Annotated in this window: 19 protein-coding genes and 1 pseudogene; 14 read left to right on the top strand and 6 right to left on the bottom strand. The window is 62.2% G+C overall.

The window, feature by feature from the left end:
• Nucleotides 1–6 precede the first annotated feature (6 nt).
• The 3 genes and pseudogenes from V1279_RS17775 to V1279_RS17765 form a co-directional block, all read right to left on the bottom strand.
• Nucleotides 7–1,509, bottom strand: a complete 1,503-nt coding sequence (locus V1279_RS17775) for a sugar ABC transporter ATP-binding protein (RefSeq protein WP_334438265.1) — start codon at nt 1,507–1,509, stop codon at nt 7–9.
• A gap of 6 nt (nt 1,510–1,515) precedes the next feature.
• Nucleotides 1,516–2,535 carry a sugar ABC transporter substrate-binding protein gene (locus V1279_RS17770; protein WP_334438262.1) on the bottom strand — a complete coding sequence of 340 codons (1,020 nt, stop codon included), beginning with the start codon at nt 2,533–2,535 and terminating at the stop codon, nt 1,516–1,518.
• Between the two features lie 435 nt (nt 2,536–2,970).
• Nucleotides 2,971–3,224 (bottom strand): annotated as a pseudogene (locus V1279_RS17765) (globin); the annotation flags it as partial.
• A gap of 27 nt (nt 3,225–3,251) precedes the next feature.
• Between V1279_RS17765 and V1279_RS17760 the strand changes: the two are divergent.
• The 9 genes from V1279_RS17760 to V1279_RS17720 all read left to right on the top strand — a co-directional run bounded on the left by V1279_RS17760 (nt 3,252) and on the right by V1279_RS17720 (nt 12,513).
• Nucleotides 3,252–3,521, top strand: coding sequence for a hypothetical protein (locus V1279_RS17760; RefSeq protein ID WP_334438260.1), 270 nt, complete (start codon nt 3,252–3,254; stop codon nt 3,519–3,521).
• Between the two features lie 199 nt (nt 3,522–3,720).
• Nucleotides 3,721–4,092, top strand: a complete 372-nt coding sequence (locus tag V1279_RS17755) for a DUF2946 domain-containing protein (protein ID WP_334438259.1) — start codon at nt 3,721–3,723, stop codon at nt 4,090–4,092.
• A 93-nt stretch (nt 4,093–4,185) separates the two neighbouring features.
• Nucleotides 4,186–6,564: a TonB-dependent receptor domain-containing protein gene (locus tag V1279_RS17750; RefSeq protein ID WP_334438258.1), complete on the top strand. Its 2,379-nt coding sequence runs from the start codon at nt 4,186–4,188 to the stop codon at nt 6,562–6,564.
• Between the two features lie 29 nt (nt 6,565–6,593).
• On the top strand, nt 6,594–7,808 hold the full coding sequence (locus V1279_RS17745; RefSeq protein ID WP_334438257.1) for a sialidase family protein: 1,215 nt from the start codon (nt 6,594–6,596) through the stop codon (nt 7,806–7,808).
• A complete protein-coding gene (locus V1279_RS17740) occupies nt 7,805–8,305 on the top strand; it encodes a TlpA family protein disulfide reductase (RefSeq protein WP_334438255.1) in 501 nt (166 codons plus the stop codon). The genes V1279_RS17745 and V1279_RS17740 overlap by 4 nt, the downstream gene beginning before the upstream one ends.
• 109 nt (nt 8,306–8,414) lie before the next feature.
• On the top strand, nt 8,415–8,921 hold the full coding sequence (locus V1279_RS17735; protein ID WP_334438252.1) for a copper chaperone PCu(A)C: 507 nt from the start codon (nt 8,415–8,417) through the stop codon (nt 8,919–8,921).
• 216 nt (nt 8,922–9,137) lie between these two features.
• On the top strand, nt 9,138–10,457 hold the full coding sequence (gene proS, locus V1279_RS17730; RefSeq protein WP_334438250.1) for a proline--tRNA ligase: 1,320 nt from the start codon (nt 9,138–9,140) through the stop codon (nt 10,455–10,457).
• A 69-nt stretch (nt 10,458–10,526) separates the two neighbouring features.
• Nucleotides 10,527–11,807 carry a lipoprotein-releasing ABC transporter permease subunit gene (locus tag V1279_RS17725; protein WP_334438247.1) on the top strand — a complete coding sequence of 427 codons (1,281 nt, stop codon included), beginning with the start codon at nt 10,527–10,529 and terminating at the stop codon, nt 11,805–11,807.
• 7 nt (nt 11,808–11,814) lie between these two features.
• Complete coding sequence (locus V1279_RS17720; protein WP_334438244.1) at nt 11,815–12,513, top strand: ABC transporter ATP-binding protein; 699 nt, start codon at nt 11,815–11,817, stop codon at nt 12,511–12,513.
• A gap of 14 nt (nt 12,514–12,527) precedes the next feature.
• On the opposite strand, the gene V1279_RS17715 is transcribed toward V1279_RS17720, so the two are convergent.
• Both V1279_RS17715 and V1279_RS17710 read right to left on the bottom strand, forming a co-directional pair.
• Nucleotides 12,528–12,794, bottom strand: coding sequence for a DUF3551 domain-containing protein (locus V1279_RS17715; RefSeq protein ID WP_334438241.1), 267 nt, complete (start codon nt 12,792–12,794; stop codon nt 12,528–12,530).
• Between the two features lie 141 nt (nt 12,795–12,935).
• The gene (locus tag V1279_RS17710; protein ID WP_334438239.1) at nt 12,936–13,229 is read right to left on the bottom strand and encodes a DUF3551 domain-containing protein; all 294 of its coding nucleotides are present in this window, start codon (nt 13,227–13,229) and stop codon (nt 12,936–12,938) included.
• A gap of 300 nt (nt 13,230–13,529) precedes the next feature.
• On the opposite strand from V1279_RS17710, the gene V1279_RS17705 reads away from it, so the two are divergent.
• From V1279_RS17705 to V1279_RS17685, 5 genes are all read left to right on the top strand, one after another.
• Nucleotides 13,530–14,273, top strand: a complete 744-nt coding sequence (locus V1279_RS17705; protein WP_334438237.1) for an outer membrane protein — start codon at nt 13,530–13,532, stop codon at nt 14,271–14,273.
• 861 nt (nt 14,274–15,134) lie between these two features.
• Nucleotides 15,135–18,644: a DNA polymerase III subunit alpha gene (gene dnaE / locus V1279_RS17700; RefSeq protein ID WP_334438234.1), complete on the top strand. Its 3,510-nt coding sequence runs from the start codon at nt 15,135–15,137 to the stop codon at nt 18,642–18,644.
• A 240-nt stretch (nt 18,645–18,884) separates the two neighbouring features.
• Nucleotides 18,885–19,619, top strand: coding sequence for a carbonic anhydrase (locus V1279_RS17695; RefSeq protein WP_334438232.1), 735 nt, complete (start codon nt 18,885–18,887; stop codon nt 19,617–19,619).
• 217 nt (nt 19,620–19,836) lie between these two features.
• On the top strand, nt 19,837–20,364 hold the full coding sequence (locus tag V1279_RS17690; protein WP_334438230.1) for a DUF2846 domain-containing protein: 528 nt from the start codon (nt 19,837–19,839) through the stop codon (nt 20,362–20,364).
• Between the two features lie 389 nt (nt 20,365–20,753).
• Nucleotides 20,754–21,173 (top strand): CBS domain-containing protein, encoded by a 420-nt coding sequence (locus V1279_RS17685; protein WP_334438227.1) that lies wholly within the window; start codon nt 20,754–20,756, stop codon nt 21,171–21,173.
• A gap of 76 nt (nt 21,174–21,249) precedes the next feature.
• On the opposite strand, the gene V1279_RS17680 is transcribed toward V1279_RS17685, so the two are convergent.
• Nucleotides 21,250–21,717, bottom strand: coding sequence for an aminoacyl-tRNA deacylase (locus V1279_RS17680; protein ID WP_334438224.1), 468 nt, complete (start codon nt 21,715–21,717; stop codon nt 21,250–21,252).
• Nucleotides 21,718–21,752 lie beyond the last annotated feature (35 nt).

Here is a 21,752-nt window from a genome sequence, read left to right as displayed (position 1 = left end):
GTCTCCTCACGCCGCTTCCAGGAGGCGGTCCTTGCTGATCTGTTCGTTGGCAAACTCCCGCACCACCACGCCACGCTTGAGCACGATGACGCGGTCGGCGAGCGACAGCACCGTCTCCGGCTCGGTGGAGAGCACGATGATGGCGAGCCCCTTGGCGCGCAGATCTCTGACGATGTGGATGACGTCGTTCTTGGCGCCGACATCCATGCCGCGGGTCGGCTCGCAGAGCACCAACAGCCGCGGCGGATAGCTGAGCCATTTCGCCAGCGCCACCTTCTGCTGATTGCCGCCCGACAGCATGCCGAGATCGAGATCGACGGCCGCGGGCCGGATCCGCAACTGCTCGACCTGCCGATTGGCGATCGCTCGCTCGCGAGACGGCTTGAGCAGCAATGACGAGATGCGATCGAGGATGCTGATCGAGACGTTCTTGTAGACCGGCTCCTGCAGGAACAGCATGTCGCGGCGGCTCTCGGGAACGAAGGCTATCCCGGAACGCCTGGCATCCGCCGTGCTGCGAAAGGCCTTTTGCTTGCCTGCGACCGCGAGCGTGCCGAGGTCGGGCTTTATTTTGCCGAACAGGATCCGCGCCAGCTCGAGCTGCCCGCATCCCATGAAGCCGTAGATGCCGAGCACCTCGCCGGCGCGGGCCTCGAACGAAACCTCGCGCAGGCGGCCGGCCAGCGTCAGCCCGTTTGCGTTCAGCACCACTGGCTGATCGGTCGGCGGCGGCAGCATGATGTCGTGGATGTAGGTCTCTTCCAGCGCCTCGCGGCCCTTGCCGATCATCGCCTCGATCAGGGCCGGCTTGCTGGTCTCCGACGCGGCGGTCTCCGCGACTTTCCTGCCGTTGCGAAACACGGTCACGGTGTCGGAGACGCGCAGGATGTCCTCGATGAAATGCGAAATGAAGACGATGCTGGTGCCTTCGTCCCGCAACCGCTTCAGCGTCGCGAACAGGCGCTCTACTTCGGGCGGCGACAGCGCCGAGGTCGGCTCATCGAGGATGATGATGCGGGCGCCCGAGGACAGCACGCGGGCGATCTCGATCAGTTGCTGCAGCCCGATAGGGAGGTCGCCGAGCCGCGACATCGGATCGACGTCGATGCCGAACCGCTTCAATTGCTCGCCGGCCTCGCGCGCCATGCGCCGCCATTGCACCAGCCCAAGGCGGTTCGTCGGCTGGCTGCCCAGAAACACGTTCTCGGCCACCGTCAGGTCCGGCGCCACGCTGAGTTCCTGATGAACCATCGCGATCCCCGCCGCATGCGCGTCGCGCACCGATCGAAAGCGGGTCTCCCGGCCGTCCAGCACCAACCGGCCTGAAAAATCCGCATGCACGCCGGCGATGATCTTCATCAGCGTGCTTTTCCCCGCACCGTTCTCGCCGACGAGACCATGGATCTCGCCGGCGGTCAGCGCAAAGTCGACCCCACGAAGCGCCTCGACACCGCCGAACGCCTTCGTGATGTCGTGCAGTTCGAGGATGGGCTGTTGTCCCCTGGGCATGCTGGATCAGATCAGGAAGTGATCCTCCATCCATTGCATGCCGGCCGCGTTGGCCTTCGTCACCACCGGGCCGTCCGTGATCACATGCTTCGGAATACCCTGTCCGCTCTTCTCACCCGCGGTCACCGCGGCAACGCCGGCGATGATGGCGCCGCCATGGATGCGGCAGGAGGGGTTGCGGACGGTCGCGAACATGCGGCCTTCGCTCACCGCCTGGATCGCCGGCGGCATGGCGTCGACGCCGCCGATCAGGATGTTGCTGCGGTTGCGCGCCTTCATGATGTTGTAGGCGGCCAGCGCCATGTCGTCATTGTGGAAGAACGCCGCATCGATTTGCGGGTGCTTTGTCAAATAGGTCTCCCACAGCCGCGCCGTCTTCGAGACGTCCCAATCCGCCGGCTGGGTGTCGAGCACCTCGATGTTCGGGAATTGCTTGACGACCGTGTTGAAACCCTTGGCGCGGCCCTGGGCGCCGGTATGGCCGAGCGCGCCCTGGGTCATGATGATCTTGCCCTTGCCGCCCATGGCGTTGCAAAGCGCCTGCGTCACCGAAGCGCCCATGAATTCATTGTCGGGCGCCAGGAACGAATGAACCTTGATCTGGTCGAGCGGGGCGATCAGCGTGTCCATGTCGATCACGGGAATGCCGGCATCGATCATCTTCTGCACGGGCTGGGTCAGCGTGCCGATGCCGAACGCCTGGATGGCGACGAAATCCCATTTTTGCGACGCCATGTTGTCGATCGCGGCGCGCTGCTTGACCGCGTCTAGCTGGCCGTCGAACCAGGTGACTTCGACGTTGAACAGCTTGCCCCACCATTCCGCCGCCTGCTTGCCCTGGGCGCACCAGGTCGCCTGCAGGCCCGCATTGGAGAACGCCGCCTTCAGCGGTTTCTCCGAACGTGCGGCTGCCGCCAAAGCCGGGTTGATGCCCAACCCGCCGAGCAGGGCGGTTGCCGCGCCGGCAGCCGCCCCTGTCTGAAGAAGATTACGCCTTGTCGTTGAGGATTTCTCAGTCCCTGACATCGCTCGCTCCCTCGTTTGTCGTTGTTTTTTTACCGACGGCGTCGATTGCACGCACCGCGGATCGAGGCAGTGTTTCACACTCGGCGCATTTGCGCCACCGGTTGAACCGACGGCCCGCAACAATGACGTCTGGGGAGTTTTGTGGCTAATTGACCCGTGGTCAGGGCTGGTAATTTTCACACTGCGCTGCAACGACGCCTCGATCTCGTCGAGCAATTTTCGCCACGCCGCGTCGATTTCGTCGGACCAGTCCGCCCCGATGACATCGCGCAGCGTCTGCGCGATGATGCCGAAGAACGCGACGAACAATTCGCGCGGCGTGCCAGCGCATGATCCGCCAAAGTGTGCGCGGTTTGGTGACAAGATCATGCGCCGATTCAAAAGAATAGCGCGCGATCGGACGCAAAACCGGCTTCCACTTTTGCTGATCGCGCGCGGGCGTCGTGCGAGGAAACCTCTGATGTGATCAGGCGGAAATGGCCGGTGCGTTCTCCGGCAAAATCCAGAATGGCGTCGATCGTCAAAGCCAGCATCGAACCCTTGACGAGTTCGCTGCCCTCGGTGCCGAACATCGTCCGCGCTTCGGGATGCGCGTCGAACAGGCGGCGATAGACCTGCGGCGTCAGATCCTCGCAACCCGCGGCGGCCAATTCAAAACTTCGCTCGATCGGATTTGACGATGCCGTCATTGTCGCTTGCGATCGTCTCGAAAAAAGATGTTCTCGAAAAAAAGATGTTTTCGAAAAAAAAGAGCAGGGCGCCAAGCCCTGCTCAAAATTGTGTCGACCCTTAATTTCCCCGAAAATTTAGATTTGCTCTTGATTGTCGAGGCGACGCTGCTTGTGCGCGTCAGGGCTCCTCCCGAGACTTGGACCACCAAGCTTGAGCCTCTCGGCCAGCCTGAGCCCGAATTGGTAGACCATCTTTTTCGTCTTGTCACCATTTTCGGCAACGTTTGTTCAAAATTCCAGCACTCTGCGAAATGATTGCGAATTTGCTACTGATGGTTGTGGATTTAGCTGCAATTCGCCCGAGGCTTGGTATCGGGGTAGGGCGCCTTGCCCGCGGCGCAAAATGCATCGCTTTTCGACAAGTTTACTCCTTGAAGCTGCAACATAGTTCCGGGAACCTGATCTCGACTTCAGACTCTCATGGTGATTAAGGTCTGAAGCGGATGGGATTGCGATGCGCCGGCGGCTGAAGAATTTTCTGCCAATCGTCCTGATTGCCCTGGTGGTGCAGATTTTTGCACCCATCGGCGCATGCTGGGCGGCGAGCATCGCGGCCTCCGATCCGCTCGCGAGCGCCGTCATCTGCCACGGCAATGGTGCGCCCGGTGCAGGGCAGACCGATCAGGCCAACCACCGCGCTCATGACGGATGCTGTTCGGTTTGCAGCGTGCTGCAGACCGGCGCGCCGGTCGATGTGCCGCAGACCGCGGCGATCGCCGTCGAGCGGGTTGCCGAGCAGGTGGCCTGGTTCGATTTTGCCTTCCGGCTGACGAACGCTCGTGCCGGTTCGCACGCGCAGGCGCGCGCGCCTCCCTTCATTTCCTGACGACTTAAACACCCGAACGATCGGTGCGGCGCCAGCCGTGGCGGTTGGTGCAGTCAATCATGCCGGCCAAAGAGCTGGCGTCAGGAATGTCTTATGTACTCCCATCGTGCCTTGGGTAGCGCGAGCCTGCTTGTGCTTGGCAGTGCGTTATCCCTCACGCCGTCGATCGCCGAGGCCCAGACGGCGCTGCCGGCAGTGACCGTCGACGCGCCGCGCGCAACGACCGCCAGACCTGCGGCCCGCAAGCCGGCCGTTCGCTCATCCGCCCGGACCCAGGCGAGGCCGCCTTCGGCCAACCCAACGCCTGCGGCGTCGCTAACCGCGGGCATCACCCCGCGCGTGGCGCGGGCGCTGCTTTACCAGGCGCCAACCGGCCAGACCGAGTCGACCATCGATCGCAGCCAGTTTGACAACCGGCCGGCGGTTACCGTGGCCGACGTGCTGCGCGAGAGCCCCGGCATCTCGGTGAAGCAGGGCAACGGGCCGCGCGATATCGGCATCTCGATCCGCGGCTCCAATGCGCGAAACGGCTTCGGCATCCGCAATCTCGTGATCTTCGATGACGGTTTCCCGGTCACGCAGCCGGACGGGCTTTCCCGCAGCGACCTGATCGACCCCAAGGCCTATGGCGCGATCGACGTGATCCGGGGGCCGTCGTCGGCGCTCTATGGCAATTACGCGACCGGCGGCGCGCTCAATTTCCGCACCCGCCCGGGCGGCACGATCGACGGCGCCGAATACGGCGTTGATGGCGGCAGTTTTGGCTATCTCAACAATTATCTGGCCTACGGTAAGAAGGTCGGCAATTTCGAGGGCTCGCTGTTCGCCAGCGACGCGCGTGGTGACGGGTTTATCGGCAATAGCTGGTTCAATACCCAGACGGTGAATTTTCTCGGCACGTTGCAGGCGACGCCCGACGATCGCTTCACCGTCAAGTTCATTAACAACAATCTCGATACAAGGCTGCCGCTCCGCCAGACGCTCAGCCAGTATTATCAAAATCCGTTTCAGCAGGGCTGCACGACGGGCACGAACGCCGCGCCCGGCTGCCCGGTGGTGCCATTGTTCAACAATGGCTTTAATGGCTTAACGACACCCCACACCGCTACTCAGGCGGGACTTGGCCGCGATGACAGGCGAACGATCGTCGGCGGGCGATGGGAGCATGATTTCGATAATACGACGACCTGGCGCAACCAGTTCGTGTTCGACGACCGCAACATCAGTCAGCCGACCGGAGCTACCAGCGCGATCGGCGACTTTCCGTCGTACAACTACATGAGCGACGTCACCAAACGCGGTGAAATTTTCGGTTTGGAGTCCACCACCTATTTCGGTGCCTTCTACAATACGCTCACCGCGTCGAGCGACTCGAGATTCGTCATGCCGGGCGGCAACGCCACGCTGGGCAGGCTGCAGAGCAATACCTGGAGCGAGACTACCAATTACGGCGTTCGTGCGCGCGAGGAACTCATGCTGACGTCCTCGTTGACCGCCGTGGCAGGCATCGGGTGGGAAACCACGCATCTGAAGGGGATCAATTCCGCCTACGATTACGGGACGTCGCCGGTTCCGAATCCAACGATCATCCCGACAACCGCCGATCGGCGATTTCAAAACACCGCTCCAGAGTTCGCGCTACTCTACAAGCCGAACAGCGAATGGCAGTTCCGCGGACGTGTTGCCACCGGCTATGGTACGCCACAGATAGGGAATCTCTTCGTCCTTTCGGACGGCACACCGGGCAATAACACGCAACTCCAGACGCAAAAGAACCTCGGTTATGACCTTGGCTTCGATTGGACTCCAAACAACGCGCTCAAATTCAGCGCGACCGGTTTCTATGAATTCTTTCAGAACGAGTTGGTCACGCAGGCGACCCCGAAGCAAGGCGTCACTTATACATTCAACGCGCCGCGATCCGAGCATCGCGGGGTGGAGCTAGCCGCCGACTGGAAGTTCTATCCCGGCTGGCGATTCACCGCGGCCTATACCTATCTCGATCAGTACTACACCGAATATGCGGAAGACCTCAGAAGCCAGGGCGCAAGCGGGACGGTCTTCAGCTTCAACCGTGCGGGCAACAAGATTCCCGGCATTTCGCCGCACGAACTGACGGCGCGGCTCGGCTATGAACAGATGTGGGGGCCGCTTGCCGGCCTCGGGGCGTTTGTCGAGGTGCAGTGGAAGGACTCGTTCTACATGGACAACGCCAATTTGCAGAAGGCGCCCGGTTACGAACTGGTCAATCTCAACGTTCACTACAAGACGGATCTCATGTCCGACTATTTCAAGTCGTTGAATCTTTACTTCGAAGTCAGGAACGTGTTCGACCGGACCTATATTGCCTCCGCCAACAATCTCGGCAATTCGGTCTCGGCCGGCGGCCTCCAAGGCCTCAGCACGACCGGTACGATCTACGCGGGTTCCCCGCGCGCGTTCTTTGCCGGAATGAAGCTGGCGTTCAAATGACCGGACAACAACGCAGGAGGAATAAAGCCATGCTGCGAATGAGCCTGCTCGCGACGCTCGCCCTCTCGCTTTGCCAGACCGCAGCGCAAGCGCAAATGAGCCATCATCAGCATACCTCGGAAGCGGCGTGCGAGGAGGCCGTCTTGCGTTGCGCGTCGAAGGTGACGCCGGCCTTCGCGCCGGATGGAACGCTGTGGCTCGCCTGGATGGCAGGAGGCCGGATATCGGTGGCGAATTCGAAGGATCAGGGGCGCAGCTTTTCGACGCCGGTTCAGGTGACCAGGGAAAAGCTCAACCTCGATTGGGGGCCGGATGCGCGTCCCCAGATCGTCGTCGAGAAAAACGGCGGCATCGCACTGGCGTTTTCGACCTTCAGGGACAAGGCGTTCAACGGCCAGGTGCTCACCACCCGATCGACCGATGGCGGCCAAAGCTTTGCGGAGTTGCGGCCGATCACGGCGAGTAACGAGAGCCAGCGCTTTGTGGCGCTCGGCCTCGATGCGGACGGTTCTGCGTTTGCAGCCTGGATCGACAAGCGCAACCGCGTGCCTGCGCAGCAGAGCGGCAAGAAGTATGAGGGGGCAGCGCTGTTCTTCGCGTCATCGAAGGATGGCGGCGCTGTTTATGCCGAGGCGCGGCTGGCGAGCGACAACACCTGCGAGTGCTGCCGGCTTGGCCTCGCGTTCGCTGGTCCCGGCCGTCCCGTGGTGGTGTTCAGGAACATCTTCGAAGGAGGCGTGCGGGATCACGCGGTCATGACGTTCGCCGATCCGGCCACGCCGGGCGAGGTTCGCCGCGTCAGCAACGACAACTGGCAGATTTCCGCGTGCCCGCATCATGGTCCCAGTCTTTCGATCTCGCCCGCAGGCACCTATCACGTGAGCTGGTACACCAACGGCAAGGCGCGCAAGGGGCTGTTCTATGCCCGCTCGCAAGACGAGGGCCGTACGTTTTCCGATCCGCTTCCGCTCGGCCGCGCCGACCGCAACCCAACGCGGCCGTACGTGCTGGCCGGCCCGCGCGGCGCCACCATGGTCTGGAAGGAATTCGACGGCGAGAAGACCTCGGTCAACGCGATGACTTCGCATGATGAGGGCAAGAGCTGGTCAAAGCCTGTCGCGATCGCCACGACGACCGATACGTCCGACCACCCATTGCTGGTCAGCGACGGACAGAAAACCTATCTTTCCTGGATGACCAAGGCCGACGGATATCGCCTTCTGCCGATCGGAGACGGATCATGAAACGCTTCCTGCTGGCTGCAATATTTCTCATTGCCTCTCTGGCCGCCACGCCGGGAGCCGAGGCGCCGTCCGAGCTCAAGCCGTTCGTGCGGGGAAGCTGGCAGGACGTGCTGCGTTCGCACGCCGGGCGTCCGACGCTGGTGCATTTCTGGGGCGTCACCTGCGGCCCTTGCAAGGTCGAACTGCCGCTGCTCGGCCAATTCATGAAGGACCACTCCGAACTCGCCGTTGTGACGATCAGCGCCGATCTCGTTCCGAATCTTCCGGGTGCGGCGCGCGCGATGCTGGAGAAGGCCGGGCTGGGGTCGGCCGAGAACTGGATTTTCAGCGACGGCTTCGTCGAACGCCTCCGATTCGAGATCGACCCGGCCTGGCAGGGTGAGATCCCGCGCACGCTGCTGATCGCGCGGGACGGAACCGTCACCACGATCGAAGGTTCGGCCGAAATACCGGACCTCGAAAAATGGCTGGACCAGCAAAAAGTCGCGAGCAAATAAAGACGCGCTCCCGCTATTGTGAGTATTAATGTTGCGTTCTCAAGTTAAGGCAACGGTGGGCCTGGTCGTCCGCTGTGCCGACGATGCTTCATTAATCGAAAGACATACGATGAAACCTGTTCTGCAACTCTTCGCCTTCGCCGCCCTGTTTGCTCTCCTGGGTGCGCCCGCGCACGCCCAGGAGGTCAAGGCCGGCGACCTCGTCATTACGCAGGCCTGGAGCCGCGCGACGCCGGGAGGCGCGAAGATTGCGGGCGGCTTTCTCACGATCGAGAACAAGGGCTCTGCGCCAGACCGCCTGATCAGCGGCTCCGGCGATGTCGCCGGCAAGGTCGAGATTCACGAGATGGCGATGAACAACGGCGTCATGACCATGCGTCCGCTCGACAAGGGCCTCGCCATCGAGCCGGGCAAGACCGTCAAGCTCGCGCCGGGCGGCTACCATCTGATGCTGATGGATCTGAAGACGCCACTCAAGCAGGGCGACAAGGTGCCGCTCACGCTCGAATTCGAGAAGGCCGGCAAGGTGACGCTGTCGCTCGACGTGCAGGGTGTCGGCGCGCGAGCGCCTGCGGGCGGGGAAATGAAGCACGATCATTCCGGGATGAAGAAGTAGAGAGGCGACGACGATCGCCTGGGTGTTGATGAACTACTGGATAGCCCGCCTTCGGGGTATGACGCCGTTGTGAAGGTATGAGGACCACGGGGCCCAAAAACGGCCCGAAAAACCGCCTTTCCGGCCGCTTTTCACCGGGCCCGGCCTTGTATTTTCGCACCCGATCCGGTTTCACTGCACCTCTTCCGGTATCCCACTGATTCCTTGAGTTGTCCCATGCGGTTGTCGCGGTTTTTTCTACCCATCCTGAAAGAGAATCCGAAAGAGGCGGAGATCGTCTCGCATCGGCTGATGCTGCGCGCGGGCATGATGCGGCAGGAAGCGGCCGGCATTTACGCCTGGCTGCCACTGGGCTTTCGGGTCTTGAAGAAGATCGAGCAGATCGTTCGCGAGGAACAGAACCGCGCCGGTGCGCTGGAGCTCTTGATGCCGACGCTGCAGCTTGCCGATCTCTGGCGCGAGAGCGGCCGCTACGATGCCTATGGTCCGGAGATGCTGCGGATCAGCGACCGCCACAAGCGCGATTTGCTGTACGGGCCGACCAACGAGGAAATGATCACCGAGATTTTTCGGGCCTATGTCAAATCCTACAAGAGCCTGCCGCTCAATCTCTACCACATCCAGTGGAAGTTCCGCGACGAGCAGCGCCCGCGTTTCGGCGTGATGCGCGGCCGCGAATTCCTGATGAAGGACGCTTACTCCTTCGACATCGACGAGGCGGCGGCGCGCCGTTCCTATAACCGGATGTTCGTTGCTTACCTGCGCACCTTTGCGCGGATGGGATTGAAGGCGATCCCGATGCGCGCCGAAACCGGCCCGATCGGCGGCGATCTCAGCCATGAATTCATCGTGCTGGCGGAAACCGGCGAATCCGGCGTGTTCTGCAACAGCGACGTGCTCAATCTGCCGATCCCGCCCGATGACGTCGACTATGACGGCGATCTCACTGACATCATCAAGCAATGGACGTCGGTCTATGCTGCGACCGAGGACGTCCACGATGCCGATCGCTACGAACGCGAAGTGCCTGCCGACAAGCGCGTCAATACGCGCGGCATCGAGGTCGGCCAGATCTTCTATTTCGGCACCAAATATTCCGATGCGATGAAGGCGCTGGTCGCAGGCCCTGACGGCGTCGACGTGCCGATCCATGGCGGCTCCTACGGCGTCGGCGTCTCGCGCCTGGTCGGCGCCATCATCGAGGCCTGCCATGACGATGCCGGCATCAAATGGCCGGAAGCGGTGGCGCCGTTCACTGCCGTGATCTTGAATTTGAAGCAGGGGGATGCTGCCGTCGATGGCGCGTGCGAGAAGCTTTATCGGGAACTTCGGGCCAAGGGCGTCGATGTGCTCTATGACGATACCGACCAGCGCGCCGGCGCGAAGTTCGCGGCCGCCGACCTGATCGGCATCCCCTGGCAGATTCTGGTGGGGCCGAAGGGCCTCGCCGAGGGCAAGCTCGAAATCAAGCGGCGCAGCGACGGTTCGCGCGAGAATCTCAGCCCGGCGGAAGTAGTGGCGAAGATCGCGGGATAAGATATCCACCGCGGCTGTAATGTTGGCCAATAAGGCCACATTTGGTCCGAATCATGGGATTATCGAGTAATGGATGAGACCATGAACGAGAGAGCCCGAACCCCGCCTTTTGCACCCTTCGAATGGCTGTTGTCCGGGCGTTACCTGCGTGCGCGTCGCAAGGAAGGTTTCATTTCGGTCATCGCCGGCTTTTCGTTCCTCGGCATCATGCTCGGCGTCGCCACGCTGATCATCGTGATGGCCGTGATGAACGGCTTCCGCAAGGAACTGCTGGACAAGATCCTCGGGCTGAACGGTCACCTCCTGGTGCAGCCACTGGAATCGCCGCTGACCGACTGGAAGGATGTCGCCGAGCGCATCAGCCAGGTCGACGGCATCCGCCTTGCCGCGCCGGTCGTGGACGGTCAGGCGCTGGCATCCTCGGCCTTCAACGCCGCCGGTGTGCTGGTGCGCGGCATGCGGGCGGCGGACCTGAACAGCCTCACCTCGATCGCCAAGAACATCAAACAGGGCACGATGGAAGGTTTTGACGAGGGGCAGGGCGTCATCATCGGACGCCGGCTCGCCGATCAATTGTCGCTGCATGCCGGCGACACCATCACGCTGGTTGCGCCCAAGGGCGCGGTGACCCCGATGGGAACCACGCCGCGTATCAAGCCTTACAAGGTGGCGGCCGTGTTCGAGATCGGTATGTCGGAATATGACGCCAGCTTCGTGTTCATGCCGCTGCCGGAGTCGCAGGCCTATTTCAACCGCAAGGACGACGTGACCGCGATCGAGGTGTTCACCACCAACCCCGATCGAATCGACGCGTTCCGCAAGAGTGTGACGGAGGCGGCCGGGCGGCCGGTGTTCCTGGTCGACTGGCGGCAGCGCAACTCGACCTTCTTCAACGCGCTTCAGGTCGAGCGCAACGTGATGTTTTTGATCCTGACCATGATCGTGCTGGTTGCCGCGCTCAACATCGTCTCCGGCCTGATCATGCTGGTCAAGGACAAGGGGCAGGACATCGCCATCCTGCGCACGATGGGCGCCTCGCAAGGATCGATCATGCGGATATTCCTGATCACGGGCGCTGCGATCGGCGTGGTCGGCACGCTGACTGGCTTCTTCGTCGGCATGCTGATCTGCCTGAACATCGAATCGATCCGGCAGTTCCTGTCCTGGATGACCAACACCGAATTGTTCTCGCCGGAACTCTACTTCCTCTCCCGGCTTCCGGCCGAGATCGATTTCGGCGAGACCACCGCGGTCGTGATCATGGCGCTGACGCTGTCGTTCCTGGCGACGCTCTATCCGTCCTGGCGCGCCGCGCGCCTCGATCCCGTCGACGCGCTTCGGTACGAGTGAGGACGAGATGGCCGAGGAGGCGGAAGACGTACCGGTTATCTATCTCCACGAGATAAAGCGGGAGTACAGGCAGGGCGAGGCGACGCTGACCATTCTCAACGGCGCCAAGCTCGCGCTGTGGGCGGGGCAGTCGGTGGCGCTGGTGGCGCCGTCGGGTTCGGGCAAATCGACGCTGCTGCATATCGCAGGCCTGCTCGAGAGCCCCGATGATGGCGAGGTCTATGTCGCGGGCACGCCGACCTCGCAATTATCAGACATCGAGCGCACCCAGATCCGGCGCTCCGATATCGGCTTCGTCTATCAATCGCACCGGCTGCTGCCGGAATTCACCGCGCTTGAAAATGTCATGCTGCCGCAGATGATTCGCGGGCTCAAACGTTCCGAGACGATCAAGCGCTCGGAGGAGATCCTGGCCTATCTCGGCCTCGGCGACCGCATCACGCATCGGCCAGCGGAACTCTCCGGCGGCGAACAGCAGCGTGTCGCCCTCGCGCGCGCGGTCGCCAATGCGCCGCGGGCGCTATTGGCCGACGAGCCGACCGGAAACCTCGATCCGCATACCGCCGATCACGTCTTCAAGGCGCTGATGCAGCTCGTGAAGGCGACGCAGGTCGCGATGCTGATCGCCACCCACAATATGGAACTGGCCGGCCGGATGGACCGGCGGGTGTCGCTGGTCGACGGCCAAGTCGTCGAACTGGATTAGAGCATGATCTTCGCTCAGTAGCCGTTGTAGTGCCGCTTGTAGCGGCGTGCCGACGGTCCTTGAGAGGCATGCGCGAAATACGGATTGACCACGCATTGCGCCGAGCGGCCCGACGCCGACATGTTACATTGAGGCAGGGACGTATAGGTACATTCGTAATAGCTGATCCTGCCATAGACATGCAGGCAAACCGGATAGCGGGGATCGTAGGTCTGTGCCTGCGCCGGTGCCGCTGCCGAGGCCGCTCCGATTGCCAAAATTGCCAAAGCCAGAATGCGCATCAGAATCTCCTTTGGGATTGGCGGCTGCGATCGATCTGCACGAGTTGACGACAGCAGATATTTGACGCGCTACGGCGTCAAATCACGTTCGCGCGTTGCGAGGGGGCGGGCGCACAATCCCTCGGCGAATGGCGCCGCGGCTCAGTATCTGCCGTAGCCGGGGGCAGGCGGCAGCGCGCGGCCGGGCAGCGGGCGATACGCGGCGGGCGGTGGTTCGCTCTCGCCGACATAATAGGGATTGGCGATGCAATAGAGAAAGCGTCCCGAAGCGGTCGCCTGGCACTGCTCGTAACTTGTGAAAGTGCAGTAGCTCAGCCCCGGATGCTCGTCTCCCTGAAGGCAGAACGGATATCGGGTGCCGACCGCTTCGGCAGGCGCGGCGCCGAGTGCGGCCAATCCGCTGGCGGCCAGCACGGCTAGAATCGCTTTACGCATTCCGAATCTCCTCATCGTATTTTCGCGCTTTTTCCGGTTCCACTTTCATCGACCAAGCCGCACCCGCGCACTCTCGTCAAGCCATTCCACCTTGCAATACCGCCGCAAGGCTGAATGTGAATTTTTTACGGCTGGCTGCGGTGCAAAGTTTCGAAAAACGCCTGCAGTACAACATTAACTTGCGTTCACACCGAGGCCGTTTGATGTGCGTTGTTGCCGTGAGGTTACAGCAATTCGAGCGAACGATGGCTATGAGCATGCCTCGGCCTTGGGGGCTGTCAAACGGAATGGGAATAAAGAATGAAGAAGGTTTTGCTTGTTACGGCCAGTCTGATCGCGCTCGGCGCGGCTGCGCCGGCTGTTGCTGCGGATCTCGCTGCGCGTCCTTACACCAAGGCGCCCCCGATGGTCGCTGCTGTGTATGACTGGACTGGTTTCTACATCGGTGCGAACGGCGGTTGGGGTTCGAGCCACAATAGCTGGGACCTCCTGGGCGTTGGCACCTTCGGCGAAGGCTCCCATGACGCGAGCGGCGGCACGATCGGTGGCCAGATCGGCTATCGCTGGCAGGCCGGCACTTGGGTGTTCGGCGTTGAAGCGCAGGGCAACTGGGCCGACTTCAAGGGCAGCAACATCAGCCTGTTCGATCCCACGGTTCGCAACGAATCGCGGGTGAACGCGTTCGGGCTGTTCACTGGCCAGGTCGGTTATGCCGCCAACAACGTTCTGTTCTACGTCAAGGGCGGTGCGGCTGTGACCTCGAACGAGTATCGCAGGTTCGATGTTCCCACCAACGCGCTGTTTGCTTCGACCGAAGACGACACCCGCTGGGGTGCCACGGTGGGTGTCGGCCTCGAATACGCCTTCGCCCCGAACTGGTCGGTTGGCGTCGAGTACAATCACCTGTTCATGCAGGACCGTACCTACGCCTTCACCACGCCGGGTGGCGTGTTCATCGGCAACGATCGCATCAGTCAGGACGTCGATCTCGTCACCGCCCGTCTGAACTACAAGTTCGGCGGCCCGGGCGTCGCGCGGTACTGATCGTTCGCGATTCTCGCGAATCATCGAAGCCCCGGGCGCTGCCCGGGGCTTTTTTGTTGTGGCGGGGGCTCGCGAATTATCCGCGAAAGCTGTCCTGCGCAGTGGGTCAGTTTGATTATGGCGGAGTTCCGGGGCTGGAAAACGGGCCGTTCCGGGCGCATATTTCGAGGATGGCGACAATTGTTCAATGCAATTGCGGCGCCGAGTACAGACGCACTGAAGAAAAGTTCTTGGTACCGCAAACGGGTGACGCGGTCTGCGCAGTCTGCGGCGCTGCGCTGGAATCGTGGTTGGAGGCCACCCACGTTCCCTCCTACGAACTTATTGAACGTCCACAGACCGAAAGTCAGCAGGACAAGCCACCCGAAACGCCCTAGCGACCCCCCACCTGCTCGCCATCGCGATGCTGGAGCAGTGGAGCGAACTTCAAGCTGGGTTCGTCGTCCGGCAACCGTGAGACCGGTCAGGAATTAACCACAGGGGTCATTCTTCAAACCCACCCACTACCGCCCCTTGACTCCTGGAACAAAAAAGGAACAATGTTCCTCATATGTTCTCATATCGTAGGGAGTCGGACGATGTTGCGGATGTTCGTGGAAGAAGCGGCGGCGCTGGCCTCGATTGCGCTGTTTGTCGGGATGATCGCGGTCTGGGCGCAGGTGATTCCGCAGCTTTGAGGCCGGGCGAAAACCTGATCCAGGCCGACTTGCGGACGGGCTGGGGAAAAGCCGGATGGCGGGCGCGGAAGCTGCGTTCCGCGTGGACTTAGGCAGGTCAAGGCATCACCATTGCGGTGGCGAGTCGGTGCGCATCAGCGGCCGATGATCGCTCCCCACCATGATAAGAGCCCGTTAAGCGACCATGTCCAGTGCCGGATTCGTTCATCTTCACGTTCATTCGGCCTATTCGCTGCTGAAGGGCTCGATCAAGATCGCCAAGCTCGGCGAGCTGGCGAAGGCCGACCGTCAGCCGGCCCTGGCGCTGACCGACACCGACAACATGTTCGGGGCGCTGGAATTCTCCGACAAGATGGCCGGCTACGGCATCCAGCCGATCATTGGCTGCGAACTCGCCGTCGATTTCGGCGACCAGGACCCGAACGCGCGCAACGCGCTGGCCTCGGCGCCGTCGCGAATCGTATTGCTGGCGGCGCGGGAGCGCGGTTACCGCAGCCTGATGCGGCTGAACTCGCGGGCGTTTCTGGAAACGCCGGTCCATCAATCCCCGCACATCAAGCTCGAATGGCTGGAAGGCGATGCCGAGGATTTGATCGCGCTGACCGGCGGTCCCGACGGCCCGATCTCGCTGGCGCTGCATGCCGATCACACCGCCCTCGCGACAGCCCGTTGCGACCGGCTGGCGAGCCTGTTCGGCGATCGCCTCTATGTCGAATTGCAGCGCCACGGCATCGACAAGGAGCGCCGCGCCGAATCCGGCCTGATCGATCTCGCCTATGCCAAGGGATTGCCGTTGGTCGCGACCAACGAGCCATATTTCGCATCGAATGACGATTACGAGGCCCACGACGCGCTGTTGTGCATCGCCGGTGGCAAGCTGATCGCCGAGACCGACCGCGACCAGCTCACGCCCGATCATCGCTTCAAGACCCGCGCCGAGATGGCGGTGCTGTTCGCCGATATTCCGGAAGCGCTGGCCTCGACGATCGAGATCGCGGAGCGCTGCTCGTTTCGCCCGAAGACGCGAAAGCCTATCCTGCCGCGCTTCACGGTCGGCGCCGGCTCAGGCTCCGATGCGGTAGCTGAGGAGGCCGCGGAGCTGAAGCGCCAGGCCGAGGAGGGGCTCGCAAGGCGCCTGCAGGTTCACGGCCTGTCGCCCGGCACCACGGAAGAGGAGTACCAAAAGCGTCTCGCCTTCGAGATCGACGTGATCAACCGCATGAACTATGCGGGCTACTTCCTGATCGTGTCGGACTTCATCAAATGGGCCAAGGCCCACGACATTCCGGTCGGCCCCGGCCGCGGCTCCGGCGCCGGTTCGCTGGTCGCCTATTCGCTGACCATCACCGATCTCGATCCGATCCGCTTTGGCCTGCTGTTCGAGCGCTTCCTCAATCCCGAACGCGTGTCGATGCCGGACTTCGACATCGACTTCTGCCAGGACCGCCGCGGCGAGGTGATCGACTATGTGCAGCAGCGCTACGGCCGCGATCAGGTCGCGCAGATCATCACCTTCGGAACGCTGCAGGCGCGAGGCGTGCTGCGCGACGTCGGCCGCGTGCTGCAGATGCCCTACGGCCAGGTCGATAAATTAACAAAACTGGTACCGCAAAATCCTGCCGCGCCGGTGACGCTGGCGCAGGCGATCGAGAGCGAACCGAAGCTGCAGGCGTTCCGCGACGAGGACCCGGTGGTGGCGCGCGCCTTCGACATCGCCCAGCGCCTCGAAGGGCTGACGCGCCACGCCTCGACCCATGCCGCCGGCATCGTGATCGGGGACCGGCCCTTGAGCGAACTGGTGCCGCTCTACCGCGATCCCAAATCCGACATGCCGGTGACCCAGTTCAACATGAAGTGGGTCGAGCCGGCGGGGCTCGTTAAGTTCGACTTCCTCGGCCTGAAGACGCTGACCGTGCTCGATGTCGCGGTGAAGCTGCTCAGGCAGCGCAACATCCACGTCGATCTGCCGACGCTGCCGATCGACGATGCCCCGAGTTACCAGATGCTGGCGCGGGGCGACGTGGTCGGCGTGTTCCAGGTGGAAAGCCAGGGCATGCGGCGCGCGCTGATCGATATGCGGCCCGACCGCTTCGAGGACATCATCGCGCTGGTGGCGCTCTATCGCCCGGGTCCGATGGCCAACATCCCGACCTATTGCGCGCGCAAGCACGGCGACGAGGAGCCGGAATATCTGCATCCGATCCTGGAGCCGATCCTGAAGGAGACGTTCGGCGTCATCATCTACCAGGAACAGGTGATGCAGATCGCACAGGTGATGGCCGGCTATTCGCTCGGCGACGCCGACCTGCTGCGCCGCGCGATGGGCAAGAAGATCCGCGCCGAGATGGAAAAGCAGCGCGCGATCTTCGTCGCCGGCGCGGTCAACAACGGCGTGCCGAAGGGGCAGGCCGATACGATCTTCGAGCTGCTCGCCAAGTTCGCCGACTACGGCTTCAACAAGAGCCACGCGGCGGCCTATGCGCTGGTGTCCTACCACACCGCCTACATGAAGGCGCATTACCCGGTGGAGTTTCTGGCGGCGTCGATGACGCTCGAACTCAACAACACCGACAAGCTCTCGGAATTTCGCGCCGAGGCGCAGCGGCTCGGCATCAAGGTCGAGGCGCCGAATCTCAACCGTTCGGGCGCGACCTTCGAGGTTGGCGAGAACACCATCTACTATGCGCTCGCCGCGCTGAAGGGTGTCGGCCCCCAGGCGGTGGAGTTAATCGTCGAGGAGCGGCGCAAGGGCGTCTTCACCTCGCTCGCGGACTTCGCGGCACGGGTCAATCCGCGCGCCATCAACAAGCGCGTGATCGAAAGCTTAGCTGCCGCCGGCGCATTCGACACGCTCGAATCCAACCGCGCCCGCGTCTTTGCCGGCGCTGATGCTATTCTCGCCGCCTGCCAGCGCAGCCACGAGGCGGCAACGATCGGTCAGAACGACATGTTCGGCAACGCTGCCGACGCGCCGACTATCATGCTGCCGCAAATCGAGCCGTGGCTGCCGGCCGAAAAGCTCCGCCGTGAATACGACGCCGTCGGCTTCTTCCTGTCCGGCCACCCGCTCGACGATTACGCCACGGTGTTGAAGCGGCTGCGGGTGCAGACCTGGGCGGAATTCTCGCGCGCGGTGAAGACCGGCGCGACCGCGGGCAAGGTCGCGGCCACTGTGGTGTCGCGGATGGAGCGGCGCACCAAGACCGGCAACAAGATGGGCATCATGGGACTGTCAGACCCAACTGGGCATTTCGAGGCCGTGCTGTTTTCCGAAGGCCTCGCGCAATACCGCGACGTGCTGGAGCCGGGGGCTGCGGTGTTGCTGCAGCTCGGCGCCGAACTGCAGGGCGAGGACGTGCGCGCCCGGGTGCTGCATGCCGAGCCGCTGGATGACGCCGCGGCCAAGACCCAAAAAGGCCTGCGGATTTTCGTTCGCGACACCAAGCCGCTGGATTCCATCGCGCGACGGCTCAACATGCCGGAAGCTGCCGCGCCAAACGGTTCGGCAAAGGGCCTGCCGGCCAAGCCTGCGCCCGGGCCATCGGGCGGCGCCGATGGCGACGTCTCGCTCGTCATCATGCTCGACCTCCAGACCGAGGTGGAGATGAAGCTGCCGGGGCGCTTCAAGGTCTCGCCGCAGATCGCAGGTGCGATCAAGGCGGTGGCGGGCGTGGTGGATGTGCAGACGCTGTAGGCAACCCCTCCACATGGCGCTATCATGATACTTGAGGTTGCCAGTATCTTCACGAACCTGGCGAGAATCCGTCGCTTCTAGCCGTGAATTTTACGCGGGAGTCTCGCGCCTTTTACAGCGGCTCGAGATTGAGAGCTTAACTATCCAGCTTCAGCGAAGCTTCGCCGCGCAACCATAGCCGCTATGGCGAATCAGGGTCATCAACTTCGACGCGGCAAGCCGTAAGGCAAGGAGAGCGCAATGTGCGAAAAATGCTTCTCTGACCAGCTTCATCCACGGGCGCCCTCACGGCGCTCCGTTGTTCTCTTCGCGGCTTCGGCACTGGGACTGACGCTCGCCGACGCAGCTAACGCCAGGGATACGAAAGCTCCTCCCAAGCCGCAGAACGTGTTGTCGCCGGATGCCGCCCTGAAGCGATTGATGGAAGGAAATGCTCGCTACGTTGACGGCACATCGCGGCGCCACGACTTCAAGCATGAGAGGGAGGCATTGGTCGGAGGGCAGAACCCCTATGCGGCCATTCTGAGTTGCGCGGATTCTCGTATCGCGCCCGAATATGCCTTCGACAGCGCGCGCGGCGATCTCTTCGTCTGCCGCGTGGCCGGCAATTTCGCCAGCGACGATACGGTTGCAAGCATGGAATATACCGTCGCCGTGCTCGGCACGCCGTTGATCGTCGTGCTCGGTCATGACAGTTGCGGAGCAGTCGACGCGACGATCAAATCCCTGAAGGACGACAAACCGCCGCCCGGGCACATACCATCGCTGGTCGCCGCGATCGCGCCCTCGGTGAAGGCGTCGGCGCAGCAGACCGGAAATGCGCTCGACAACGCCATCCGGCAGAACGTGATCGACAATGTCGCCAAGCTGAGATCGGCCGCACCGATCCTCAACGCAGTCGTCGAGCAGAACAAGCTGAAGGTGGTCGGCGGCATCTATCGGCTCGCGACCGGCAAGGTCGAGCAGGTGAGCTGACTTAAACTGGATTGGCGCGCGCCGCCGTGGCCCAGCACAGGCTTTGAGCGGTCGCTCGTCACGTCAGGGAAGAAGCGGCAATTGTCGCCGTCATTCCCGGGGCTCCGTCGCGTCGCTCTAGTGATCTGAGCTTCACAAACGGCTGTTACGCGAGGGCTATTGCAACCTCACCGTGTCCCCGGCTATGCCCTTTGAGGGGCATAGTTTTGGGGGCTATATGTTGGGGCGTGGAATTGCGTTGCTGTCGGGTGCGTTGTTGTTGTCGGGCTGTGTGACCGCCAAAGTCGGGACCGACTATGCCGCAATCTCGCAAAAGATCGGGCCGCCGAAAGCGGGGCAGTCCCGGGTCGTGGTGCTTCAGCGGAAGCGCGACGGGCTGTCCATGGCCATTTGCGCCTGTGACGTGAAGGTGGATGGCAGCCCGATGGGGAAGGTGATGGTCGGCACCTACGCCTATGCCGATCTCCCGGCAGGTCCGCATCAGCTTGTCGCGAGCGAAACGCTGTTTCCGGGCGACACCAAGCGCGATTTCACCACGGCGCCCGGCCGTACCCATTTCTTTCTCGTCAAGTCGAGCGCACGGCATGATTCGATCGCCGGGATGTCAATGATCGGGGGATTGGCCGGCGTGGCGGTTGCGGCTGCCGCAACGGCCGGCACCGACAATCTCGGGCCGGGCGAATTTATTCCGCTGGACGAGTCGACAGCGAGAACGATGCTCGCGGAGCTTCAATTGGCCGACTAAGCCTCAGCCAAGGATCACGGCACTTCGGAAACTCGAAGTGCCACCCAATTCCTGCTCATGCCGCCGGAACGATCAGGCGCAGGCGATGGCCATCGGGATCGGTCGCGATAGGCTGACCGTCGGGCGGCGATATACATAAGTAGCGGCGTGAAATTTCAAACTGAGACACTACCCAGCGGAGGCAGCATGAATCCCGGACGCAAACACGTAGCCGACGCCCGGCTCGCCATTTGCTTCAACCCGTGCGCAACGACGCCATCGCAAATTTCAAGAACTTGTCATTGCTTTTGCGATGCCGTCCTGCCCGATCCGTCGTATAATCGCGCTAAAGGGGGAACTGTTCTGCATCACGTGAATACCACCTGAAATCGCAGCAACGGAGGTCCGCCATGAAAGTCAAAGACGCAATGCACAAGGGCGTCGATTGGGTCAGTCCCGACACGCCGATTACCGAAATCGCGAAACTGATGCGAGCGCATGATATCGGCTGCATTCCGATCGGCGAGGACGACAAGCTGGTCGGGATGGTGACCGATCGCGACATTGTCTGCAAAGGGCTTGCTGGCAACGGTTTCGATGCCAGCCGCGCCAAGGCGCGCGACGTGATGACCGACGGCATCCACTGCTGCCGGGAGGACGATGACCTTGCCAAGGCGGTGCATCACATGGAGACGCTGCAGGTCCGCAGGTTGCCGGTGATCAACAAGAGCAAACGCATGGTCGGCATGATCAGCCTGGGCGATATCAGCCATTCAACGTCCGGTGATTTGCTGGCCGGGTGTGTGAAGAGCGTTTCGGCCCATCACTGATGCGGGCAGCCCTCGCGCTAACCAGCAATGGCCCGCGTCGAAATCGACGCGGGGCCATTGATGGGATCGGGCGGCCTCAATCGTGCGTGCTGAAGTGGCCGTGCCAGGCCTTGGCCGTCAATCGCGCGAACTGCGCGCCCTCCATGCGGATCAGCGTGGCGTGATCGCCGCTTTCCATGTAGACGTGCCGTTGCGCATCGATGCTGTCGTCGACGATGACATCGAGCCCATAGCACTCGCCAACCGGCGGGATGGCTCCAATGTCGCAGTCGATAAACAGCTCCGCGATCTCCTTCTCGCTCGCCAGGTCGACCTTGTGGCCGAGCTGACTTTTCAGGGCTGACAGATGCAGGTGATGGGAGGCCGGAAGAACGGCCATCATGTAACCGCCGTCGCGGCGCAGCACGACGGCCTTGGCCAGCGCCTCGCCCGGCACATGGCAGGCTTCGGCTGTGCGGTTTGATGACATCGTAGGGGCATGGGGGATCAGGTCGTAGGTGACGCTCTGATCCAGGTACTTCTGCAGGGTCGGGGAAACGGTCATGACGGCTCCTCCATTGAATGGGCAATTCGCACACC

It is taken from the genome of Bradyrhizobium sp. AZCC 1610 (assembly GCF_036924515.1).
Classification (GTDB): domain Bacteria; phylum Pseudomonadota; class Alphaproteobacteria; order Rhizobiales; family Xanthobacteraceae; genus Bradyrhizobium.
This window is presented reverse-complemented; position numbering and strand designations above follow the sequence as displayed.